At 52.5% G+C, this 23,283-nt stretch carries 19 protein-coding genes; 5 read left to right on the forward strand and 14 right to left on the reverse strand.

What is annotated here, in order from left to right:
* Positions 1-55: 55 nt before the first annotated feature.
* The 4 genes from ARCH_RS05670 to ARCH_RS05685 form a co-directional block, all read right to left on the reverse strand.
* Positions 56-1,843, reverse strand: coding sequence for a DEAD/DEAH box helicase (locus tag ARCH_RS05670; RefSeq protein ID WP_013170324.1), 1,788 nt, complete (start codon positions 1,841-1,843; stop codon positions 56-58).
* Entirely contained in the window at positions 1,840-2,196 is a 357-nt protein-coding gene (locus ARCH_RS05675; RefSeq protein ID WP_013170325.1) for a DUF3039 domain-containing protein, read from the reverse strand. The genes ARCH_RS05670 and ARCH_RS05675 overlap by 4 nt, the downstream gene beginning before the upstream one ends.
* Positions 2,197-2,407: 211 nt before the next feature.
* Entirely contained in the window at positions 2,408-2,689 is a 282-nt protein-coding gene (locus ARCH_RS05680; RefSeq protein ID WP_013170326.1) for an HU family DNA-binding protein, read from the reverse strand.
* A 190-nt stretch (positions 2,690-2,879) separates the two neighbouring features.
* A complete protein-coding gene (locus tag ARCH_RS05685) occupies positions 2,880-4,448 on the reverse strand; it encodes an aspartate:alanine exchanger family transporter (protein WP_013170327.1) in 1,569 nt (522 codons plus the stop codon).
* A 502-nt stretch (positions 4,449-4,950) separates the two neighbouring features.
* Between ARCH_RS05685 and ARCH_RS05690 the strand changes: the two genes are divergently transcribed.
* Complete coding sequence (locus ARCH_RS05690) at positions 4,951-5,811, forward strand: alpha/beta hydrolase (RefSeq protein ID WP_170121740.1); 861 nt, start codon at positions 4,951-4,953, stop codon at positions 5,809-5,811.
* A gap of 87 nt (positions 5,812-5,898) precedes the next feature.
* Here ARCH_RS05690 and dhaM read toward each other — a convergent pair whose 3' ends face one another.
* Positions 5,899-6,618: a dihydroxyacetone kinase phosphoryl donor subunit DhaM gene (gene dhaM / locus ARCH_RS05695; RefSeq protein WP_013170329.1), complete on the reverse strand. Its 720-nt coding sequence runs from the start codon at positions 6,616-6,618 to the stop codon at positions 5,899-5,901.
* A complete protein-coding gene (gene dhaK, locus ARCH_RS09695; RefSeq protein ID WP_013170330.1) occupies positions 6,615-8,357 on the reverse strand; it encodes a dihydroxyacetone kinase subunit DhaK in 1,743 nt (580 codons plus the stop codon). The genes dhaM and dhaK overlap by 4 nt, the downstream gene beginning before the upstream one ends.
* Before the next feature lie 206 nt (positions 8,358-8,563).
* Between dhaK and ARCH_RS05705 the strand changes: the two genes are divergently transcribed.
* Positions 8,564-9,694 carry an AI-2E family transporter gene (locus tag ARCH_RS05705; protein ID WP_013170331.1) on the forward strand — a complete coding sequence of 377 codons (1,131 nt, stop codon included), beginning with the start codon at positions 8,564-8,566 and terminating at the stop codon, positions 9,692-9,694.
* Here the strand turns inward: ARCH_RS05705 and nadE are convergent, their stop codons facing one another.
* Complete coding sequence (nadE, locus tag ARCH_RS05710) at positions 9,695-10,510, reverse strand: ammonia-dependent NAD(+) synthetase (RefSeq protein WP_013170332.1); 816 nt, start codon at positions 10,508-10,510, stop codon at positions 9,695-9,697.
* A 164-nt stretch (positions 10,511-10,674) separates the two neighbouring features.
* Between nadE and ARCH_RS05715 the strand changes: the two genes are divergently transcribed.
* Complete coding sequence (locus ARCH_RS05715; protein ID WP_013170333.1) at positions 10,675-13,773, forward strand: TIGR03773 family transporter-associated surface protein; 3,099 nt, start codon at positions 10,675-10,677, stop codon at positions 13,771-13,773.
* A gap of 51 nt (positions 13,774-13,824) precedes the next feature.
* Here ARCH_RS05715 and ARCH_RS05720 read toward each other — a convergent pair whose 3' ends face one another.
* The 6 genes from ARCH_RS05720 to hemH form a co-directional block, all read right to left on the reverse strand.
* Positions 13,825-14,796 carry an ABC transporter ATP-binding protein gene (locus ARCH_RS05720; RefSeq protein WP_013170334.1) on the reverse strand — a complete coding sequence of 324 codons (972 nt, stop codon included), beginning with the start codon at positions 14,794-14,796 and terminating at the stop codon, positions 13,825-13,827.
* Positions 14,793-17,207 carry a substrate-binding domain-containing protein gene (locus ARCH_RS05725; protein WP_013170335.1) on the reverse strand — a complete coding sequence of 805 codons (2,415 nt, stop codon included), beginning with the start codon at positions 17,205-17,207 and terminating at the stop codon, positions 14,793-14,795. Before ARCH_RS05725 ends, ARCH_RS05720 begins: the two co-directional genes overlap by 4 nt.
* A 293-nt stretch (positions 17,208-17,500) precedes the next feature.
* Positions 17,501-18,889 carry an MFS transporter gene (locus ARCH_RS05730; protein WP_013170336.1) on the reverse strand — a complete coding sequence of 463 codons (1,389 nt, stop codon included), beginning with the start codon at positions 18,887-18,889 and terminating at the stop codon, positions 17,501-17,503.
* A gap of 171 nt (positions 18,890-19,060) precedes the next feature.
* Positions 19,061-19,744 (reverse strand): response regulator transcription factor, encoded by a 684-nt coding sequence (locus tag ARCH_RS05735; RefSeq protein WP_013170337.1) that lies wholly within the window; start codon positions 19,742-19,744, stop codon positions 19,061-19,063.
* The gene (locus tag ARCH_RS05740; protein ID WP_013170338.1) at positions 19,741-20,541 is read right to left on the reverse strand and encodes a sensor histidine kinase; all 801 of its coding nucleotides are present in this window, start codon (positions 20,539-20,541) and stop codon (positions 19,741-19,743) included. The genes ARCH_RS05735 and ARCH_RS05740 overlap by 4 nt, the downstream gene beginning before the upstream one ends.
* A gap of 4 nt (positions 20,542-20,545) precedes the next feature.
* Positions 20,546-21,499 (reverse strand): ferrochelatase, encoded by a 954-nt coding sequence (gene hemH, locus ARCH_RS05745; RefSeq protein WP_013170339.1) that lies wholly within the window; start codon positions 21,497-21,499, stop codon positions 20,546-20,548.
* A gap of 141 nt (positions 21,500-21,640) precedes the next feature.
* On the opposite strand from hemH, the gene ARCH_RS10325 reads away from it, so the two are divergent.
* Together ARCH_RS10325 and ARCH_RS05750 are read left to right on the forward strand one after the other, a co-directional pair.
* Complete coding sequence (locus ARCH_RS10325; protein ID WP_013170340.1) at positions 21,641-21,775, forward strand: hypothetical protein; 135 nt, start codon at positions 21,641-21,643, stop codon at positions 21,773-21,775.
* Positions 21,776-21,920: 145 nt separating this feature from the next.
* Complete coding sequence (locus tag ARCH_RS05750) at positions 21,921-22,592, forward strand: queuosine precursor transporter (RefSeq protein WP_013170341.1); 672 nt, start codon at positions 21,921-21,923, stop codon at positions 22,590-22,592.
* Here the strand turns inward: ARCH_RS05750 and ARCH_RS05755 are convergent.
* Positions 22,589-23,275, reverse strand: coding sequence for a nitroreductase (locus tag ARCH_RS05755; RefSeq protein ID WP_013170342.1), 687 nt, complete (start codon positions 23,273-23,275; stop codon positions 22,589-22,591). The genes ARCH_RS05750 and ARCH_RS05755 overlap by 4 nt on opposite strands.
* Between the last annotated feature and the right edge of the window lie 8 nt (positions 23,276-23,283).

Below are 23,283 nucleotides of genomic sequence, written 5' to 3' on the forward strand. Positions count from 1 at the left end.
TTATCAACGTGCAGGGGTTAGCTTTTATCCAGTAATCATGGATAGTAGCCGCCGGCTATTTCCGCCCCACAAACCATTTCTGAAGCTGCGCTATTCGTGCTTCAATCTGTTCAAGAGATGCACGCGCTACTTCTGGCCCGCCACAGGCGTTCCGCAGATCCGTGTGAATGAGCGCATGAGCACGGCCGGTTTTAGCCGAATATGCTGCCACGATCTTCGAAAGTTCTTGCCGCTTTTCCCGCCGCTTGCGCGAATTCATCACGGGAGCCGGGCCGCCAGCTGGCTTCTTAGCTGCCTTGCTTTGCTGATCTTGCTGGTGTTGGCGCAACAGTGTGGCCACATCGTCAGGTTCAAGCAACCCAGGAATGCCAAGGAAATCGGCTTCTTCGTCTGATCCGACTTCAGCCCACGAACCGAAATCGTCCCCATCGAACACAACCTTGTCAAAGGTGGCTGCGGCAGAAAGTGCGCGATAGCCTGGGCCTTCGAGTTCATCAGAAGCTTTTTCTTCCCGGTTTGCTTCAGCTAGGGATTCATCATCCCACCCTTGTTCAGAGCTCGGCTTACTGAGAGCATGATCGCGTTGGGCTTCTAGTTCACCGGCTAACCCAAGCAATCGCGGCACGGATGGCAAAAACACCGACGCCGTTTCGCCACGCTTGCGCGATCGCACAAAACGCCCGATCGCCTGCGCGAAGAACAGCGGAGTGGAGGCCGAAGTAGCATAGACGCCAACACATAAACGCGGCACGTCCACGCCTTCCGACACCATACGAACTGCCACCATCCATCGGCTTGTGCCAGCAGAAAATTCCGCAATCATGTCCGATGCCGTGGCATCGTCGGAAAGCACAACGGTAGTTTTCTTGCTCGTGATTCTGTCCAGGATTTCGGCGTAGGCACGTGCTGTTTTGTGGTCAGTTGCGATCACAAGGCCGCCGGCATCAGGCACGCTTCGGCGTACAACGCTCAACCGTTCATCAGCTGCTTTCAACACAGACTGAATCCATTCTCCAGAAGGATCCAGCGCGGTACGCCAGGCCTGCGCAATCAGATCTTTCGTGAGCGGCTCCCCTAGCGTGGCATCCATGATTTCACCGTGTTTGGTTTGCCATTGCATGTTTCCGGTGTAGGACATAAACATCACGGGCCGCACAACGAAATCGCGTAACGCTTCAGCATAACCGTACGTGTAATCGGCTTTGGACCGGTAGATACCGTCTTCGTCTGGTTCGTAGGTGACGAACGGGATCGCTGACGTATCTGAACGGAATGGTGTGCCTGTGAGGCTCAGCCGATGTTTTGCTACAGAGAACGCTGCTCGTATGGCATCGCCCCAGGAGAGGTTATCGCCTCCGTGGTGGACTTCGTCTAGGATCACCAAAGTTTTCCGGGATGCGATTCGCTGCCGATGGAACATTGGTGCACGCGCCACCTGCGCATATGTCACGCACGCCCCATTGAACGATTCGCCGAGTCCCAGGTTCGAATTGGAAAAGTCCGGATCGAGTTGGAGCCCCACACGTGCGGCTGCTTCTGCCCATTGATATTTCAAGTGTTCAGTTGGAGCGACGACGACTATTTCGTTCACTTCCCGCCGAGCCATCAGTTCTGTTGCTACTCTCAACGCGAATGTTGTTTTTCCAGCGCCGGGGGTTGCCACAGCCAAAAAATCGGCAGGCATAGAATGCATGAATTGTTCTAGGGCTGCTGCCTGCCATGCGCGTAAGGAACCTGCGGTACCCCATGCTGCACGCTGAGGAAAGACTGGAGGAAGATTTTCTGCCGCAGATACGGAGACGGATTGTGGCGGGTGCGCTGAGCCTTTCAGCTCAGGACTCATTGGCCACCTCCTGTGCCGTTGTTACCCCCATCATTGCCAGGGATGTTTGGCCCAAATGGCCACGCGTTGCCCATGTTGCCCATCTGTTCAAAGATGGCTTTGCATGTGGGGCACACTGGGTATTTATCTGGGTTACGAACTGGAGTCCATACTTTCCCGCACAAAGCCACAACTGGGCCACCTTCAACGGCAGACTGTGTGATGCGATCTTTGCGCACGTAGTGCGCGAATCGTTCATCATCACCTGGAGCTTTCTGTTCTTCAGTGCGTTCTAAGACAGCCGTGGTAGAGAATGGATCGAGGCCTGGGGTTTCTGGTGCGCCTGGTGCTGAGTATGGATCAGAAATAGACATGCTTTTAGTCTAGAACTCCCCTCCGCCAAAGTCTCATGCACACGACGTGAGGTATCCCCCTCGCATGCAACTTTCACAAAACTCACTTATTTCCGGTGATAGGCCTCTATACGGGGCTATCACCGGAAATAAGTGAGTTTTACGTCAATGCACGGTGGTATAAAGATGGGAACGTCGCACGACGTTCCCATCAGTTTTAAGGTTTACAACCTCACTTAGCAACAGCCTTCTTCAAGGTGGAGCCAGCAGAGATCTTCACGCCGTAGCCAGCTGGGATCTTGATTTCTTCACCGGTGCGTGGGTTACGGCCCTTGCGAGCTGCGCGCTCGGTGCGCTCAACAGACATGAGGCCGGTGATCTTCACGGCTTCGCCCTTTGCAAGAGATTCAACAAGAACGGACTGAAGAGCAGAGATTGCCTTGTCAGCGTCAGTTTTGGTGATGCTAGCTTCTTCAGCGATCTTTGCAATAAGTTCGGTACGGTTGAGGGACATAGTTCTTCCTCCAAATCGAAGTTGTTCGAACGGGCTGTTTAGCCGCTACCTAGAAATTTAGCTGAAAACTCGCCAAAATCTCGAATTTACGGGCGTGTTTCGCCAAAAGAATAGACTAGCTCACTAACTTTTGACCTCAAATTACCCATTTTTCGCATCAGTAACAGGTAATTTCTACCGTGGAGACGGTTTAGAACATCAAGATGAGCGATACGAGCACGATTTTCACGATCATTCCGAGCGCAAAAAGTGCCGCGTAGCCGCTTTCGATTCGTTCATCGTTTACTTTCGAGGATGCAAAAGCCAAAATTGCTGGCTGGCCGAGGATACCGGCCATTGCTCCAGCGGTGCGTGGAGCGGAGAGGCCAAGTAGTTTTCCGGCAAGGGCGGTGAGGACGACGACGACGATCGCGACAACTGCACCCAGCACGATGCCCTTGCCGCCTTGAGCTGTAAATGCGGTGTTGGTGAAGGCGGGACCGGAGGCGATACCGACAGCGGCTAAGAATAGGAGCAAGCCGAGTTGGCGGATGGTGAGGTTCGCTGATAACGGGAGTTGCCACACGAGTGGGCCTGTGCGTTGCAGGTAACCAAGGATCATGCCAACAAGTAGCGGGCCGGCCGCAGCGCCAAGGCTGAATGATGAACCGCCGGGTAGAGAGATTTGGATCATGCCAAGCAAGAGTCCTGCAACAAGGCCAAGGCCGAGGCCAATGGCATCTACTTCTGAGATTTTGCGCTGCGAGTTTCCGAAGTAGTTAACAATGGCTTCTTCTTCAGGACGTGGATATACAATAGCGATCCGATCACCTAACTCCAGGCGTAGATCATCGGCGGCTAGGAGCTCCAGATCTCCACGATTTACACGTGTGATCATCGCACCGAAGTGTGCAGGAAGGTTTAGTGAAGCAATCGATCTCCCAGCAAGTTCTTTGCGGGATACAACAAAGCTACGGAAACCAACGATGGAACGATCATCAGCTAGGTGTTCATCAACTTCAGTTCCTACGGCGTCAACTGCAGCTGTAACATCTTCTTCTAGGCCAACGATCACAACACGATCGCCTGGGAGGAGCACTTCTCCTGGGCTTACAACACGTTGATCGTCACCGCGGCGCAGGTAGGACATCCGAATCCGTTCTTCTTGCCATCCTGGAACGCGGCGGATTTCGCATCGCTTTTCTACGTTTGCCGTAACTGCTGCCAAATGTTTGCCGGCAAGTGATTCGGTGTCGTTTATGCCTTTCCATGGACGCCCGACAATCAACGCCACGAAGATAATGCCAAAAATAACGCCCATCGGGTACGCCAGCGAATAACCCACGGCTGGAGCTTCATTTCCTGTTGCTGCACTGGCTGCGGCCAAGGCTGGCGTGTTTGTGGTTGAACCGGCAAAAATACCTACCGAAAAATCGGGTTTAAAGCCGAGCGCGATCCCACCAAAGATGGTGACGAATGCGCCAACGATAAGCACTCCGATCGATGCGATCATCAGTTTTGATTGCCGAACCAGATCAGAGAAGAACGTTTGCCCGGCACTCAAGCCCACGGTGTAGACGAAGAGGGCGAGCCCTAGGTTCTGGATCATGCCCATCTTATCTGCCATATCTGGAACTGTATTGCCGATTGCGAGCCCCACAAAAAGTGCGCCTGCTGCCCCTAATCGAAGTGGCCCGAACGGAATAACGCCAACGATGGCGCCAAGAGCTACCACTAAAAATATTGTGAGTAAGGGAGAACCAAGTAGCAGGTCAGTCACAGCATGAACCTTTCAAAAGCGCTATGTACCACATATTTTTTACCGGCACATCAAGAATTTTATCAAGAAACTTTGAGACAATTCATTTATGGATTTTCTCAACGATATTGCGCTCATCGGCACAGTACCTGCAATATTTATTTATGTAGTGGCAGCGTTATTGACACTAGCCGTGGGCGTTCTCACGCTTCGACGAACGAGTGATGGGTCACGTTTAGGCGGCGTTATTGCTGTATGTGTTGGTGGTTTCTTCACGGCACTTGGGTGGGCTTATTTTTTCGTGTGGCCTCAACCGTATCCGGGGTTAGTTCCGTGGCAAATTTTTGTTGCAGGATTTTCTGCTCTGGTGGCTCTTTTGGGAATCTTTACAGTAAAAGGGCGAAGGCTATGGCTTGCGATTTTAATGTTGCTAAGTGGCGGTAATACATATCTTGTCGCTAACTTAACGTACGAAGAATATGCTTCTGTCGGATCCTTTTTTCCTCAAAATAATACGGTTTCCATGTCGTATGAGCAGTTCCTCGTTCGGAAAACTCCGCCTTCAAACGGTTCGCGCCCCGTAGGAGCGCTCGTATCTATTCCTTTCCATGGTGCAGAATCTGGACTAAAGGCACGCGATGCTGTGGCTTACATTCCGCCCTCCTACTGGACTAAACCGGAATTGAAACTGCCAGTTATCGTTCTATTACATGGGAATCCTGGTTCTCCTCAACGTTGGTTTGCTGTAGGAGATGCTGCTATACCAGCGGATCGCTATCAGCGCGAACATCATGGTGTTTCTCCAATACTTGTGTCAGTTGACGCAACAGGTTCGTGGACTGGAGATCCTGCATGTGTTGATGGGCCTGAGTTGAAGATGCAAACGTATCTTGCTCATGATGTTCCGCGTCTGATTAAAGAAAAGCTTCGTGTGGATACAGATCAAAACAAGTGGACGATTGCGGGCTTGAGCTACGGCGGCACCTGCGCTATGCAAGTTTTGGCTAATGATCCGCAGTCTTATGGTGGTTTCCTTAACCTTTCCGGTTATGAGGAACCTGCGTTGGGTTCTCGTAAAGAGACTGTTGATACGTTCTTCCATGGAAACGTACAGGCGTTTCTTGCAATCAATCCCAAGGACATTTTCGAAAATGCTATCAAGCAACAAGATCCGCGTTTCAACGGGAAGAAAGCAATCTTTGTGACGGGAGATAGCGACGTCCGGGCTCGTACTGCTCAACGTTTGCTTTCTCGCTTAGCCCAGCAGGCTGGCATGCAAGTGGATTCGCGAGTAATCCCCGGAAATCATGGGTATGCGACGTGGCGAAAAGGCTTCCGTGAAGCTTTTTCTGATCTTGCACAGTGGGGTGGCTTGGAACCCTAAGGCCCCTTAGAGAGTTAGAAGGCTCACGTGAAGGATCAAGAGAATGTTGGGATGGGCAACTTTGTTCCCATCCCAGCATTCTAGATTTCAGTTAGCTTCTCCAAAGCCCCCAGCAATCAGTTCTTGTAGAGCTGCCAGTGCTTCGTTTGCTTGTGCCCCGTTGGCGCGCAATTCGATTTCATCCCCGCCTTCAGTGCCTAAACCGGCGATTTCCATGGGAGATGTGGCCGGCACGGTTTCATCATCGAAGGTCATGGTAATCGTGGCATCGTATTGGGAGGCCAGGTGAACAATCTGAGCGGCTGGCCGGGCGTGTAACCCTTGCGGGTTCGCTATTCGCACTCGGGTTACCGATTCACCCGCGGGGGCAGGATCGGAGGTTCCCGTGGTTCCTGCCAGTTGTCCAGGACCAATATGCTTCAGTTTGGGTTCTAGGGCGTTGCGCGCCTGCCGGCACACATCTGCCACATTCGCCCCGGCCGCAGCCGTGACTATCGCAGAAAGCAAACCTTCTACAAACGGTGCCCCAACCAATGCAACGTCATCAGGGTTCCCTAGGAACTCCAACGCCATATCGGAAGACAAAATGGCTGAGCCCAGATCGGTGAGTACTACCACGCCATCACCGCTATTGGCTTCTTCGATGGCACCCATGATCTTCATGGCGTCCGTGCCCAAACCGCCGCCATCAGTACCAGCTGCAATCGCGATATGCGGCGGTTCCCCAGCTACCATCTGCAAGGCGAATTCCACGGCCGCCTGTGCCAGATCGTGCGAATGGGATACAACAACAATGCCTACGCTCATGCGTTTGCCTTTCGTACTACATTTACCAGCGTATCAATCAGAAGAGCAGACGATGCCGCCCCTGGATCCATATGCCCAACGGAGCGTTCGCCCAAGTAGGAGGCGCGCCCCTTTTTAGCGATCATATCTACGGTTTCATCGCGGCCGGTGAAGGCTGCTTTCTGGGCAGATTCAAGGGTGTCACTGATGGTTGCATCTGCGAATGCTTCCAGGGTGTCTGCTACCGGGATGAGCACATCGAGCATGGTCTTTTCACCGGCTTCGGCCTTGCCGCGAGCGCGCACCCCATCCACGCCTGCACGGAATGCGCGTGCGAGGGTTTCGGAGGTGATTTCATCGACGTCCCCGAGTTCTTGCCCGAAGCGGAGGAAGAAGGTTCCGTAGAGTGGACCGGAGGCGCCACCAACGTTGGAGACGAGCGCCATGCCTACGGTTTTGCCAAGGTCTGCGAATGAATCGGGATCGCTTTGGGCCAGCTTTTCCCATGCCACGCCCATTCCGCGGGCAATGTTTGCTCCGTGATCGGCATCTCCGATTGCGGCATCGAGTTGGGTGAGGGTTTCTTGGTTGTCTTTCATGACTTGAGCTGATTTTTCAATCCACCGAACCATCTGCTGTAAGGTGATTCCGTTTCCGGTTTCGGTTCTTTCGCGGTGTGTGTGGACGAGGGTTTCGTGGATGCCGGTAGGCTGTGCTTCTTCTGCCACGTGTGTTTCAGTGTGCGTAGAGGGCATAGTTTCTTCCACGGTTCCGCGAGCGAGCGCTGGGGTTCGTACAGGTTCGTCCCACAAGCTAATGAGTTCGTCTGATGCTTTAAGGACCGTGAGGGAGCAGCCGGCCATATCGATAGACGTAATATAGTTTCCAACGAGGTTTCGCACTACTTTCACGCCGCGTTGTGCGAGGAGACGTTCCACTTCCCCATACATGAGATAGAGTTCGATGAGTGGCGTGGCACCCATGCCGTTGAGCATAACGATCACCTTGGATCCGCTCACGTCAATATCTGCGCAGATCGATTCGGTGAGTTCTTGCGCGATTTCGTGGGCAGATTTCATGGTGATACGCCGACGGCCGGGTTCGCCGTGTATTCCCACGCCCATTTCTATTTCGTTTTCTGGAAGATCGAAACTTGGCGTACCAACAGCAGGTAGCGTAACCGAGGTGAGAGCCACGCCCATGGAGCGCCCGTGGGCAATCACGTGTTCTGCGATTTCTTTGACTTCGTCTAGAGTTTTTCCTTGGTTTGCTGCGGCACCGGCTATTTTTTCCACGAGTACTGTAAGGCCCACTCCACGTCTGCCAGCAGTGAACGACGAATCTTCCACGGCAACATCATCATTGACGACGACGGATTCAACCCTTATGCCTTCCGCCTGTGCGAGTTCTGCGGCCATGGTGAAGTTCAGGACGTCCCCTGTGTAGTTCTTGATAATCAATAAAACACCTGCCCCGGAATCTACTCCTTTGATGGCGGCATATACTTGATCTGGTGTTGGGGATGTGAAGATTTCTCCGGCAACTGCAGCATCCAGCATTCCGTGCCCCACGAATCCGCCATGCAGCGGTTCGTGCCCGGATCCACCGCCAGAGATCAACCCGACCTTCCCTGTGATTGGGCATTCGGAACGGAAAATCACCCGGGCATCCATATCGATGCGTAGTTCCGGATGTGCAGCAGCCATACCGATAAGGGATTCTTTGACAACGTTGCTTGGTTCATTTATAAGTTTCTTCATGGGTCCTTCGTTTCCTCATTAAAACGGTTCACCAAAAGTGGCCTAAATCCTATTATCGCAGGCATGAAGTTATGCGGGATAGAACTGTTCACCGCTAGCCTAACCTACGTTTTTTAATGCAGGTTAGGCTGCCATGCATCAGTAAGATCAGCACTAGATTATTCGAATTTTTAAAGAGATGACCGATTAGTAAAGAGGAGTATGCCGTGGAGAAACGCCCATGGGCCCCAATTATTGCGGCGCCTCCGGCGCACCATTCGTCGGTTGGTGTTCCTTATTGGCTGGTGAAGTTTGGCATCGGTTCGTGGTCTCTCATAGGTATCGGAATTGTTATCAGCGCAATCGTGCTGATCCTCGGTTCTGTCTATCAAGTGTTTTTGGGTGTGTTCTTAGCGTTCGTGCTCACAGCTGTTCTCCTCCCGGCTGTCAATTGGCTGTCTCATTTTATGCCGCGAGCTCTGGCAACCGCAGTGGCAGTCATTAGTGGTTTCGCGCTTTTTGGCGGGCTTATCGCCTACGTCGTGTCTTCTATCTTGCATGAATGGAACGATCTAGCTCGGCAATTTTCGCACGGTGTAGATAACATCATGAGGTTGCTAACTGATGGCTCCCTGCCGTTTACTTTGGAACGCTCCCAGGTATTCGATGTATTATCAAAAGCCCTCCAACAGGGCACTCAATATGCACAAAACCATGCCGGTGAGATTGCCCAAACGGTTGCATCAAACGCTAGCCAGGTGGCCATTATCCTCACGATTTTGGCACTCGCAGTTTTTATCACCGTCTTCCTCCTTGCTTCTGGCGCATCAATGTGGGCATGGTTCATTGCTCTCCTCCCGTCGCGCAAACAAGAACGCGTGAATGCGGCAGCAGAAGCTGGCTGGACCGCTTTTTCTGGCTACGCGGCAGGTACCGTGATCATCGCGGTTACCAATGGCGGTCTTTCGTTTATTTTCTTGTGGCTCTTAGATCTTCCTCTTGCAGCCCCTCTAGCAGTGCTCGTCATGCTTGGTACGTTTGTTCCGCTTGTGGGTGCCCCGATCGCAATGTTTGTGGCTATGTTCGTGGGGCTAGCAACCGATGGCCTGTCTATGTTTATCATCATCGGCTTAGGGATCGCTGGAATTGGCCAAATAGAAGGGCACCTTCTCCAGCCATTGATCATGGGGAAGAAGGTGTCCGTTCACCCGGTTGCCGTAGCCGTTGGTGTTTCAGCTGGTGGCTTCGCGGGTGGGCTGATGGGCGCGGTTATCGCAATCCCACTCATCGCAGTGATCTGGTCTGTATTCCGCACGCTCCATAGCCCTGAGATTTCTCCAATCACGATCCCTGAATAATTATTTCCACCAGGTGTCAGATGGCTGAACTGGCATGGCGCGCTTGTGCCGTGCTCGCATCCACTTCGTTTCTAGGTTCGCCTGAGCTTCGGCAGAAATCTGGATCCCTTCAAGGAAGTCATCGATGTCGTCATAGGTAACACCGAGTTCATCTTCATCCGTGCGTTGCGGCTTGTTATCCAACAGATCAGCGGTTGGGATCTTCTCCCACAAATTCTGTGGTGCCCCTAGGTATTTAGCGATACTGCGAACTTGGCGCTTGTTTAGGTGTGCAAGTGGAAGAATATCTGCTGCTCCATCACCGAACTTGGTGAAGAATCCGGTGAGGTTTTCGGCGGCATGATCTGTTCCAATCACCAACAAGCCGTTGTCACCAGCAATTGCGAACTGGGCAATCATGCGCATCCGCGCCTTCACATTTCCTTTATTAAAATCTGTGAGAGCTTCTCCCATGCTGTTTTTATACGTCGCATGAAATGCGTCTGTTGCATCTTGAATATTTATCGTGATGCACCGATCTGGTTTAATCCAATCAACCGCAGCCTGAGCTTCGGCTTCATCTGCCTGTACCCCATACGGCAATCGAACCGCAATGAAAGTCGCAGAGTATCCCTCACTCCTCAGCTTTTCTACGGCTAACTGGGCTAAACGGCCTCCTAACGTGGAGTCAACCCCTCCAGAAATACCTAGGACGAAACCTTTAGTTTTTGTTGCTCGGGCATAATCACATAGAAAATTAACCCGCAAAATAACCTCATCACTAGGGATAATATCTGATGCAACGCCTAATGCTTCAATAATCTGCTGTTGGTTCATACTGCACAGACTACTCCAATGTGTTCCACAGGACACAATTACTCTATTGCTAATGATTCTCATTAGCAATAGAGTAATTGTGTCCTTATACTTAAAGATCCGCACCGGCAAAATTTTCCGTTGCATATTTGAGTTTATCCACCGCACGAACTAGGAAGTTACACATGAAACTTGTACATGTGCGTTCAACAGTTACTGCTATTGTGAGCGCATTCTTACTTATGTTCCTCACTCCAGCAGCCCACGCATCTGAAAAAGTCAATCTTAAAGAGGGGCACGTGGATGCTTTTCACGTTATCTCTTCTGAAGACTCCCTCACAGTCAAAGTACGGCACGGGATCCAAAACAATCTTTACGATCCAAACAACACAACATTCACCATTGATCCGAGCACATACAGTGACGATCATGAGTTCACGTTCCTCAAGCATGGAGGAACAACAGGCCACTATACAGCGAATGCCGATAGATACTTCGAACCAGGCTGGTCTTTAGATAATCCACAAAAAGCCGTATCGGATGTTGCCATACATTTCACCAATGTTTCTGGCCCCGGACATATCGCCTTGTTCGGCAATAGCTTAGAAGAAGACAAACCGGCACCAGCGTTCCTTAAAGACGGAAAGTATTACGTCGAAAAGGACACTGTTTTGCCAGTACCTGGCCATCAGCATGCTCATTGGTTCTTTGATAAAGCCGGCACTTACACCATCACAGGAAAAGCGACCGCACGCAAGGCAGATAAAACCATAGAATCCGCCCCATTCACGATCACATTTAACGTACTTCCCCCTAGCGAAGACTCTCGTCCATCCGACACCTCCGACGACGATTCCGACGATGCAGACGACGATTCTGACGGTGCAGAAGAATCCGATGGGCATGTGAGCCAAGATGGTATCTTGACTGACCCACAAACATTCACCTCTGGCCACATGGACGCATTCTATGTCCTAACTAGCGGCGACAAGCCTCGGCTCTCCCTTGTTGAAGACGTGACTCGCAATCGCACATTCCGCAAACCTGCCAGTGTCACAATGAAGTTCGTTAAAGAACGCTATGACACCACGATGGGAGATTACAACGGTAGTATTAAACATTCAAAAGGCTACTACTCGAACAAGATTAGCCGAGAGCTTAACATGTTTTCGCCCGGCTGGTCTGTTGATAACTACACCGATCACGGATACAAAGATATCCATGTGGAATTTACTAAAGTAGATGGCCCTGGAGAGATAGTTCTCGCACACACGCCTCTAATTGACGGAACGCTCAAGGGAGCACTTTCTGGCGATAAAGCATACCTAACTGCTGGATCCACCTTGCCTATCGCAGGCCACACACACGGATTTTGGATGTTCACCCACCCAGGGACATACAAAATAGAGGCACATGCAGTTGCAACCAAAACAACCGGAGAAAAACTTACCTCCGATACTGAAACCTACACGTTCGTCGTCGAACCAAACCCAGAAGATCCAAACAGCAAAGAAGATCCAAACAGCAAAGAAAATCCAAACGACAAAAAAGATCCAAACAGCAAAGAAAATCCAAACAGCAAAGAAAATCCAAACGACAAAGAAAATCCAAACAGCAAAGAAAATCCAAACGACAAAAAAGATCCAAACAGCAAAGAAAATCCAAACGACAAAAAAGATCCAAACAGCAAAAAAGCACCAGAAAAGAACACTCCTGCTTCCCCAACCCAACAAGACATTTCCGCTTACGTTGACGCAAAAGAGAAAGTAGAAATCAATCACGGCCATATCGACGTTTTCAACGTCATGGCCCGCGAAGGAAAAATTATTCTCGTTGCCAAAGACGAATCCACTGGCAAAAGCATCCTACGTGATCCCGCAGATGTCACATTACGGGTGACTAATGATGCACACACCCCTTTGCCAGAAAGCCTTACTCATATCCCACAAAAAGAAGGCTACTTACTTGACGATAACGGGATGAACCAGCAAAAAATCCTCTTCCCAGGATGGGACACCAACAGTGTTCGTCCAGATTTTGGCGCAACCGACATCACTATCTCTCGTATTGAGGGCCCAGGCGACGTCTACATGTTTAACACCGCCCCAACGGGAGGCATCGTCCCCGCATTCACATCCGGAAAATATCGTGTTGAAGCAAACTCTACAATCCGCCAAGAAAATCCAGCACACGCCCACACAAATTGGTTCTTCACAAAACCAGGCGTCTACACAATGACCGTTCACGCTACCTCAACCCCAACCGCAGGTGGAGCTGCAACAAAATCTAACACTGCAACCTACACATGGCTTGTTGGCAATGACACGAAAATTACCGACAAGAAGCAACCAGAACCACCAGCACAAAACGAAATGCCAGGAAACGGCGGTTCTGAACCACCAGCGTCACACGAAACGCCAGGAAACGGCGGTTCTGAGCCACCAGCACAAAACGAAACCCATGGGCATTCTGCTGCGTCAACACCAGTAGCAAAATGTTTCCCCAAGAAGGTCGGCGGCAAAGGCGAAGATACCCTTATCCCACAAATAAAAGACGACCGTAAAGCCCCCGCCTCATGGGTTGATCCAAAGGCACTATCCTTCGCAATTGGTAACGCTGGAAAAACCACTGCCCCAAGTGCTATCGGTTCAATACCAGCAAATGCACCAGTGTGGATGATTTCTGCAACACAAGTTAAAGGAGTTCCATGGGTTGGGGCAAACACGATGTCGCCATCGCTGTTAGAAAAAACAACAGGACCAACCACTTTTGCGTTAACGTCCTTCTCCGGCCCTGGAACCATGGAAGTATTCACCAACGGCCAATTCGGCACACTGGTTGGGAAAAAATGGTTCACTGGTCAAGGCACGTCCGCCTCAGGCTCAGTCACATTGGATCCTAATAGCCACGTTCACCCCAACTGGGTATTTAGCAAACCAGGAACGTACAAGGTGGGGATCACAATGACGACCACCGCCAAAGACGGAAAGAAACTGACCGGCACAACTGTTCTCACATTCAACGTTGATTCAACGAAGGGTGCAAACGATGGGCACTTCGATCTTGGCCCCACGATTGGCGCAGCAGGATCAAAAACTGTCTGGCTTGACGCCAACGGCAACCCCTGCACACCCACCGACGTTGACTTAGCCGCCGCTGGACTTGCCAAAACTGGTATAGAATCATTGGCCGCAATGGGCATCGTTGCCACACTCTTTACCGGGCTTGGCCTTATGGCAGTCATGACACGCCGTACGCGCAACACAGCCGATAAAGTAGCGTAACCTCGCAACCGGCATGAAGGGATAGATCGTTGAAAAACACGATCTATCCCTTCACGTCAACGGACAAAAGTGACGAACATTCACATCGTAATATTCACCCACGCGTAGATCCATAGACGACCACACAACGAGCGTTCCAGCTTCCGTTTCTACATCCACAACATAGTGCGAACGGGCAAAAACAGATCGAATAATAAGCCCAGTTTTCCCAAAAACGTCCCGGTTGATCGTTGGTTCCAGATCGATTCGAGAAGGCGTGATTGCATACGATTCTGCGCTACCGCTTGCCCCTGGATCGATGATGTTCAGTTGGTCGCGTGAAAGTATATTTGGCACTCCCATCAGCCGCGCTACCACCGCAGTGCCAGGCGAATGGAAGAGTTCGTATGGGGTTCCTTGTTGAATGATTGTTCCATTATCGACGACGACAATACGATCGGCCACCAGGCACGCGTCAGTTATATCGTGGGTAACATAGACGACGGCGAGGCCCAATCTGCGAACGTGATCTTTCAATTCCCGGTGTATATCGAATCGTACAGCAGATTCGGAGTGCGCCAGCGGTTCATCTAAAAGGAGCACGCGTGGGCGGCGCACGAGCGTACGTGCCAAAGCAACACGCTGAGCTTGTCCACCAGAAAGTTGACTCGGATGCTTATGTGCCAAGCCTGCGATATTGAAAGACGACATCATAATGCTCATCATATCTGCCCGCTGTTTATCGCTTTGCCGAACATCATCCAGCCCGAATTCGATGTTGTCTGCCACCGGCATGTCGAACAACGTTGGACGTTCCAGCATCATGCCTGTAGGACGTTCGTTAACAGGCACATCCGTAATCTCCTCACCATCAACACTCACCGTACCGGCATCAACCTGAATGAATCCGGCCAGGGCGTTGAGCAACGTCGTCTTCCCTGAACCAGAAGGACCAATCACCGCAACCGTCTCGGCGTCGTCAACCCTAAACGACACGTCACGAACCACTCCCGCAACGCTCAACGAACGCACAACCAAACTCACAATCTCTCCTTCGGAAGCCACAAACTGCGGCCAAAAAATCCCAACGTCCCAATAACCATCAGCACGGCAGCAATCCCACCCGCCGACAACGCAGCCGCATAAATCTCCCCCACGCGGCCATGCTCCGCCAAACTCACCATGTCACGTGCCGAAACAGCTAGATACGCAGGCTGAACGAAAGCCAACGTGGCAGTCTGAGTTAACGTCACACCAAACACAACGCTGGTCAACGCAACAAGGCGCCCTCTTGCATGGGCCAACACCACAACCAACGTACGAACCCTACTCGCACCCAAATCCCGCGCCACCTGCGCCACATGCATAACAGGCCGAACACTCAAAATCGCAAAGAAATACGCCAGCGGAATTGCCACCGCCAAATACGCAACAATCACCGCAATACTTCCACTACCAAACGAATAACCACCCACCAACGCTGGGAAAACCGGAACGCCACTCACGTCAACCGAATGGCGAAACAGCATAGTCATCAACAAACCAATCCCAATTGGCGCACTCAACAACACGAAAACCATCACCGCGTGAACTCGATTCGGATGCACCCACCCGCGAATCGCGAGCGCAACCCCAACCACCACAGCAACACACGTGACAGCCACGCCAAGCCACAACTTCACACCAAGCCGAACAAACATCCCGTGTGACACCGCAGCCGTATCGATCTCCTGCCACATCACCGCCACAACGTACACCATCAACACAACCCACACCACTACCACAATCGCAAGCAGAGCACGCTCGCGAGCAAAGAACCGCGCCAAAAAACGGTGAGGCGCACACGAACGAACAACAACATACCGGTGCGAAACTGGGAAATATGTGAGCGCTACCCACGTCAAAACCGCACCTGCCAACGCAAGTCCGCCACACGCAACCAACACCGCAACAGACGCCTTCGTCCCCAACGGCAACGCCGATAATGCCATGTTAATAAACGCATGATCGCGGCCACCATACGCAGCACCCGCCGAATTGTCATTCATAAACCACAACGTCACGGCAGCAATACTCACGCCCGCCGGCGCCCATAAACGCGGCACGTACAAGCGGCGCAACACATAAGTGGGCGACGCCCCCGCATCCGCCGCACTCATCACCAGCGATGTGGTGATATTGCTCGTAAGCGCCAAGAAAATCACGAACGCCAGCGGCGTTCCACATATCGCAAACGTGGCCACCACAATAGGCCAATCGTATGGGTCCAACGCCAAAGGCGATTGCGTGAGCGCGGACGAAATGGCCACCGATGGCACCAAAATCGGGCCGCACGCCGCAATGAGAATCAAGATTCGGCCACGCAAATGAAGGCGATACGTAAGAGCCAGCAAGCCACCCACAAGAGTCGCAACCAGCGCTCCCCCAAAACTCAACCTCAACGATCTCCACAACGGGCCAACCACCCCATCCGGATACATGATCTCATTCGCATACTGGGTGAGAAGGCGCTCGCGGATCGCCGCGTTTGCCACGATGTTTTCGGTGTATATGCGGGCTGGATAATGAGCTAGACGCCGTGAGAGATTATCTGGAAGGACTAGCGAAACAGGGTTCTGATTTTCGGCAGAAGCCGTTATGTGTTGGCCTTCTTGCGACACCACGTAGCTCAAGAAATCGCGGCCGGCGGCGTTGCGGCCGTGGGCCAGGACGGCACCCGCGCCCACTTCATAGCCTGTGCCATCTTGAGGAATGATGAGGTGAGGGGCGCGGGGGTTTGACGCGTCTGTTGGGCAGTAGGCTTCGAACGTAACTGCGGCATCCACCCTGCCGAGTGCTACAAGCCGGGCAGGATCCGTGCCAGATGATGTGTAGACGGTTGCGTGATCGTGCAATGCGCGAAGATAGCGCAGATCAGCCCCACGTTCATGCTGGATAGTGAGCATCGTTGCTGCTGTACCTGACGTGAACGGGAGCGGCAAAGCCAGGCGGCCAGGATAGGCGGCCAGATCGTTCCACGTATGCGGGGTGGGCGAATCTGCGCCAACACAAAAACTGAGCACGCCGCCGTAGGTGCCAATCCACGTTGGGGAGGTCATGGACGCTGGGATGTGGGACGTTTCGATGTTGTGTTCTGTTAAGAGGCCATCCCGATCCGCTAAGACGTAGGCTTCGGCAGGGCCACCTACCCACACGTCAAACTCTGATCGATCCTTGCTGGAGCGCACATATGCGAGGGCTTCCGACGTAGGCATACGCACTACTTGCGTGCGCACCGAATGGCTTCGTTCATAGCCTCTCACCAAGGCGTGGCACGTATCTTCGTTGTTCGAACACAGCACCATAAGTTGCGGCGCAAAATCTTGGGACATCCTGATCCCGACAATTCCGAGCACCAGAACAACCACCACGACGATAAAACGTGGAAGGTGCCGGCGGAGCCACAATGAGGTCATGACGTCCATTCTATTATGGGGGGCGCAATGTTGAGGATGGTACCTGCACTAGTGCGCTTCTGTGCGGAGCACGATGCGCGACCTACGGTTCGATAATAGGGCACGACGCGCTACTCACTACCTGTGCACGGCACGATGCACTGCCTACGGTTCGGTAATGCTGACCATTACGAGAATAGTGGCAATATTTGCCACTATTCTCGTAATAATCAGACTCGGCTACGAATCAGACTCGGTTACGAATCAGGCTCGGCTATACAAAGCGAGCTTGCGCTATGCAAAGCGGGCTTGCGCTATGAGTGACGTGCAGAATGTTCTTCCATCAAGCGGCGTTCATCCTTACCCACGATCCACATGAGGATGAGGGAGAGAACAACAACCACGAGGAGGACACCGTACGTCACATTCCATCCGAAGTAGTGGATGAGGATACCAACACCGGAGGAAGCAAGGGTTGCGCCAAGGAGGTATCCGAACAGGCCAGTAAAACCTGCTGCCGTACCTGCAACGTTGCGTGGAGAAAGATCGATAGCCTGCAAGCCAATCAGCATCACTGGACCGTAGATCAAGCCACCAATAATACCGATGAGCACGTAGAAGATCCACAGCGGTGCAGTATTTGGAAGCAACCAGTAGATCGCGATAGCGATACCAACGCCGCCCAAGAACAGGAGGCCAGCACCAGAACGCCATCCCTTAAATACTTTATCGGACACCCAACCACACAGGAGCGTACCGATGATGCCAGCGCCTTCGTAAATTGCGAAGCCGATGATCCCTTCCTTGATGTTCACTCCGTGAATTTCTTGGGTGAGGTATACGGGGATCCAGTTGAGCACGCCGTAACGGAGCGTGTAGACGAACACGTTGGTTACTGCAAGGAGTACGATAACGCGGTTGGTCAGGACGTGCTTGAAGAGCATGTCGTTCCAGCTCAATCCTTCAGTATCAACAATTTCAACCTTGGCTGGATCGTTACGGTATTCTTCGATTGGAGGTAGACCAACGGCTTCTGGACGATCGTGGATGAGAACGAACGAAATGGCTGCCACGATAAGAGCGACGATTGCTGGCGCCCAGAATGCTGGTGTCCAATCAGAACCAGAGGTAGCGAAGTTGCCCAGTGCCCAGGCAGCGATGATGCCAACGCCTGCACCGCCAACATTGTGGGCACAGTTCCAGATCGAGGTCTTCCAACCGCGTTCGTTCGTCGAGAACCAATGAACAAGTACGCGGCCTGATGGAGGCCACCCCATGCCCTGGAACCAGCCGTTAATGAACATCACGATGGCGAATAGGCCAACTGATGCGGACAAGACTGGAACGAAGGCGATGAGCAAGTTCATGATTGCCGAAAGCGCCAGCCCCAATGGAAGGAAATAGCGGGCGTTTGCACGGTCAGAGAGCATAGCCATGAAGAACTTGGACAGGCCGTATGCGAAGAGAACAGCGTTAGCAACGATACCGATGCCAACGGTGTTCATGAGATCGTTTTCTTTTAAGATTGCGGCAACCAAGGAAACGTTGTTCCGAATTAAGTAGAAGCCTGCGTATCCAAGGAAGATTCCGGTAAATACCTGCAGACGCATGGAACGATAGGTTCCAGGAATCTTTTCTGGTGGGAGCGGCGCAGCTTTTGGCGGAGCCGCGAGGAAGCCGAGTGACTTCGATTGCGCGGACATTATATACCTCCGAGTATCGTCATTGATGTCTCTTATGCCACTCATCGTAAACATTACTTGGTGACAGCGTCTCCATCTTGAGTAACACTTGGTAACACGTTGTTACCAAACTTCACTGCAAAACGTCGCTTCCAAGTGGATTGCGCCCCGCACGCTTGTTTAGCAGTTCTGCTAAAAGTCCAGCGAATACCCCAATCCGCGATGACTCCGCACAATCCCCGGATCGATTCCGGCCGCCTCCAGATGCTTCCGAAGCCGGTACACGGTAGTCTTCACCATCTCCCGCCCGCCGGAGTGGACGTTCTTTCCCCAGGCAGCAGCAACGAGATCGCGAGTTGCCACAACAGCATCCGGGTTTCGAACAAGTACCCCAAGGATGGCCACTTCTGCTTGACTTTCGGTAATCAGCGCATCGTTGTACCAGGCGCGTCCGGCGTGCAGATCTACGCGCACAGGCCCCACAGTTATATCGGTCACTTCTGCTTGAGGCGTAGCACGGCGCACGATCGCCTGCGCACGTAATGCCAGTTCGCGTGGGCTAAATGGTTTGGTCACGTAGTCGTCGGCACCGGCTTCGAGCCCCGCGATCCGATCAGATTCTTGCCCAAGCGCGGTGAGCAGTATGACTGGCGTGGCAATCCCAGCTGCCCGCATTCGTCGCGTGATGTCGATTCCGGAGCCTCGTGGCATCAACACGTCGAGTACAACCAGATCGTAGTGATTACGTTGGAGAAGTTCCCAGGCGCTTGCGGGAGTGGTGGCACTTTCGCACGTGAAGTCTTGAGTTTCTAGTGCGAACGTGACGATGGAGACCATTTGGGCTTCGTCATCCACAACGAGCGCTCGTGGTTTCACTGTTCCTCCTTGGCTCCGGCGGGTAGAACAACGTGGATTGCTGTTCCGTGCATGGATAACGAGTCTACCAAGATTGATCCGCCGTGGGCGTGCACGATGTGTTGGGCTACCATCATTCCGATTCCGGTTCCGGGGCGTCTGGAGGATCCGGTGCGGAAGGCGTCGAACATGTGCTCTTGGTCTTCTGCGGAGATTCCGTCGCCGTCGTCGGAAATAATAAGGAGTGCTCCCCCGCCTTCTGCGTTACTGACGCGTACATTAACCGTGGCGTCTGGGCCTGCGTGGCGGGTTGCGTTGTTGACGAGGTTCCACACGAGTTGTTTGATGAGTCCCGGATCTGCCCAGATTGGCAGTAGGCCGCCTGCCGCGTCTACGTAGATGGGGACGTTCGTTATGCGGCGCATGTGCCGTGCCGTTTCGGCTACCACCGCGCGTACGTCCACTTCTTCCCGTTCGATCGGGAGTGATTCTTTGAGTCGCGTATCGATGAGGAAATTTTCCGCAATATTGATGACTTGCGTGGTGTTTTCGGTGATCGTTGTGACGAAGGTGCGTTGTTGTTCCGTGAGTGGCCCCGCCAGGCCTTCCGCAAGCAGTTCCGCGGCGCCGTTAATGAGCGTTAGTGGCGTTCGAATTTCGTGGGAGATGATCGCGGGGCGTTCGTTTCGCGCGTTCAGTTCCGTTTTCAAGCGGGAGTTTTCGCGTAGCAAGTGCCGCACGATCAAGAAAAGAAGCGTAAGAACGATAGTGACGACGACGGTGCCGCTGAGCCCGAGATAAACCCACAGTTCTTCCATGGGTTTAGTTTATCGTGTTTGCCTTCGTTGAACGGTAGACGCTGGCCAGGATACGCCCAGCGGCATCGGTTGAGTCTGGCGGTGTGATGCTTAGGAAGTGTTGACCTCCCGCGTTCAAGAATGCTTCTTTATTGAGAAGGTCGATTTCATCGATCGTTTCGATACATGAAGAGAAGAATCCTGGCGTAACCACAAGAATTCGCCGCGCTCCTTCTGATGGAAGTTGTGCCATCCTACCGATTGTGGCTGGCTGGAGCCACTTTCCTGGCCCAAATTTGGATTGGAAGGTCATTTCCCATTGCACGTTCCCCACTCGATCCATGATGGCGTTCGTAGTTACCTCGCACTGATCGTGGTATTGATCAGGGCGATGAGCGGGCCTGTTTGGTACGCCGTGGAAGGAGAAAATGATCTTGTCATACGGCTGCGCGGCAGAATCGATGGCGGATCGGATTTCGGCTGCATGCCAGGTGATGTATTCCAGATCGTCATACCAGGATTTGGCACGAATAATGCGTGGCGCTCCTGGGGTTCGTTCCACTTCGTCAAGTTGCCGCCAGATATCCGCCACTGTTGATGGCGTGTATTGCGGATAGAGAGGAATCACCACAAGTTCATCAACGTCCATCTCTGCGATCACATCTGAAATTGCTGGCTGGCTGTATGTGGTAGCCCAACGAACCACCACGCCATCAAGATGTTCTTGGGTGTGGCGTGCTTGGTTGATGGTGTGGACTCGTAGCGGGGAACCTTCAGGAGTCCATACGCGCTCATAAATAGGAGCAATCTTGGGTGGCCGGAAACGCAGAACGATCGAATTGAGGATTGGCTTCCATATCCAACGCGGCATATCAACAACTGCAGGATCGGATAAGAATGTGCGCAAAAATGCCTTAATATCATCCACAGCAGGGCTTGCCGGCGTTCCAAGCGCCACGATTAAACATCCACGTTTCATAAGATATAAGAGTAGCGTCTCAAACTTGTTTATGCACATTCGTTAGATTCTGTGGACAAATAAGCGAGATGAACCTTTTAAGTAACACCCACGTCTCATAAAATCTTGTAGCAAAACATTGATACAAGAGCGGATGCAGATATGCTCCGGAAGCGCTCACTCAACGAAATCGAATTACGAATCGATCCTGGATCGGCAACCCCTGCGAACGAACAACTCACCCATCAGATTAGAGGTGGCATCGCACATCTGAATGCCATAAATAACACAGACTAATGCCTTCTCTCCGATTCGTCAGAGCTCGTCATTTTCTGGCAGAATACTTGCTGGCACACCGCGTGGGGCAGCACGTGAGATACGCGCCGTAGAGGTAGTGAGAGCGTCGCTGTGTCAGTTATTAACCGATTAATAAGGAGAATTCATGACTGCCACCAAGGCAAAATTCGCACCAACTGGAACCGGCCTTTACCCAACATTCGTTGCCCTCATGGCGGTCGTCCTCATTCTGTCCAACATTGGCGCATCCAAGCCAGTCACGTTCGGAAGCATCGTCACAGATGGCGGATTTTTCCTCTTCCCGCTAGCCTACATTATTGGCGACGTCGTCTCAGAAGTCTACGGCTGGAAAGCATCCCGCCGCGCAGTCATCGTCACCTTCTCCCTCTCAGTCTTCGCAGCACTCTGCTACTGGATCATGATTGCCCTTCCAGGAGCCGATTTTTACGACGGACAAGATGCACTCGTACGCACGCTCGGCCCAGTCTGGCAGATCGTCGTCGCCTCACTCCTCGGCTTCCTCGCAGGTCAGCTTTCCAATGCCTTCACCATGGTCCGGATGAAAAAGCGATCCGGCGAAAAAATGCTTTTCGGACGCATGGCGGCCTCCACCGTCGTCGGCGAATTCGTTGATACGCTCGTCTTCTGCGTACTCGCAGCCCAGGTACTCGAAATCCCAGACTTCGCAACGTTCCTCAACTACCTACTTGTAGGATTTACCTACAAAACACTCGTAGAACTCTGCTTCTCCCCCATCACCATGGCAGTCATGCGCATCGTGAAGAAAGCCGAACCAGAATACGGAATCCACGCCTAAGCGCGCTCCGCAAGGAACTTCACGGGCGGATGCGCTGCACGAAAATCATTAATCGGCGCATCCGTCCCGTATCCCAACGCAAAACCCGTCACTAACGCGTAATCTTCCGGAACCTCAAACACCTCATCCGCAGGCCTGCGCCACCCAGCCAACACGCCCAACGGGCACGAATCAACGCCACGCGATTGTGCAGACAAAAAGATAGTCTGCAACACAAGCCCCGCATCCATCGCAGAAAACGGCAAAAAATCGCGGTGAATAAACACCAAACCAACAACCGGAGCACCAAACGCTTCAAAATTGCGCCGCATCTGCTCCGCACGCCCCGCACGATCATCGCGGGCAATACCAAGATGCTGATATAACCCAACCCCCACCTCAATCTGGCGGGCACGCAACTCATCCGGATAACGCGCGAAAATATCGTAATCCCCGTCAATATCCGGGGCCACCTTCTCAGCTTGAGCACGGCTCATCGCCTCAAACTCACGCACATACGCATTCTTCAAGCGCCGCGCGGTATCCCCCGATGCCAGCGCAAACCGATACGGGCGAGTGTTTGACCAACTCGGAGCACATCGAGCATCCTCAAAAATCTCCGCCAACACATCATCCGGCACCGGCGCCGAATCAAAATCCCGAACAGTATGACGCGCAGAAACAAGCTGAGAAAAATCATTCATGGCATCAT

The sequence above is a fragment of the Arcanobacterium haemolyticum DSM 20595 genome (assembly GCF_000092365.1).
Lineage (GTDB): Bacteria > Actinomycetota > Actinomycetes > Actinomycetales > Actinomycetaceae > Arcanobacterium > Arcanobacterium haemolyticum.

What these genes read in the sequence shown, in the direction of transcription:
- ARCH_RS05670 (WP_013170324.1), bottom strand. Translation starts at nt 1,843, where the DNA reads ATGAGTCCTGAGCTGAAAGGCTCAGCGCACCCGCCACAATCCGTCTCC.
- ARCH_RS05675 (WP_013170325.1), bottom strand. Translation starts at nt 2,196, where the DNA reads ATGTCTATTTCTGATCCATACTCAGCACCAGGCGCACCAGAAACCCCA.
- ARCH_RS05740 (WP_013170338.1), bottom strand. Translation starts at nt 20,541, where the DNA reads ATGGAAGAACTGTGGGTTTATCTCGGGCTCAGCGGCACCGTCGTCGTC.
- ARCH_RS10325 (WP_013170340.1), top strand. Translation starts at nt 21,641, where the DNA reads ATGCTCCGGAAGCGCTCACTCAACGAAATCGAATTACGAATCGATCCT.
- nadE (WP_013170332.1), bottom strand. Translation starts at nt 10,510, where the DNA reads ATGAACCAACAGCAGATTATTGAAGCATTAGGCGTTGCATCAGATATT.
- ARCH_RS05750 (WP_013170341.1), top strand. Translation starts at nt 21,921, where the DNA reads ATGACTGCCACCAAGGCAAAATTCGCACCAACTGGAACCGGCCTTTAC.
- dhaK (WP_013170330.1), bottom strand. Translation starts at nt 8,357, where the DNA reads ATGAAGAAACTTATAAATGAACCAAGCAACGTTGTCAAAGAATCCCTT.
- ARCH_RS05730 (WP_013170336.1), bottom strand. Translation starts at nt 18,889, where the DNA reads ATGTCCGCGCAATCGAAGTCACTCGGCTTCCTCGCGGCTCCGCCAAAA.
- ARCH_RS05690 (WP_170121740.1), top strand. Translation starts at nt 4,951, where the DNA reads ATGTCGTATGAGCAGTTCCTCGTTCGGAAAACTCCGCCTTCAAACGGT.
- ARCH_RS05755 (WP_013170342.1), bottom strand. Translation starts at nt 23,275, where the DNA reads ATGAATGATTTTTCTCAGCTTGTTTCTGCGCGTCATACTGTTCGGGAT.
- hemH (WP_013170339.1), bottom strand. Translation starts at nt 21,499, where the DNA reads ATGAAACGTGGATGTTTAATCGTGGCGCTTGGAACGCCGGCAAGCCCT.
- dhaM (WP_013170329.1), bottom strand. Translation starts at nt 6,618, where the DNA reads ATGAGCGTAGGCATTGTTGTTGTATCCCATTCGCACGATCTGGCACAG.
- ARCH_RS05680 (WP_013170326.1), bottom strand. Translation starts at nt 2,689, where the DNA reads ATGTCCCTCAACCGTACCGAACTTATTGCAAAGATCGCTGAAGAAGCT.
- ARCH_RS05715 (WP_013170333.1), top strand. Translation starts at nt 10,675, where the DNA reads ATGAAACTTGTACATGTGCGTTCAACAGTTACTGCTATTGTGAGCGCA.
- ARCH_RS05725 (WP_013170335.1), bottom strand. Translation starts at nt 17,207, where the DNA reads ATGACCTCATTGTGGCTCCGCCGGCACCTTCCACGTTTTATCGTCGTG.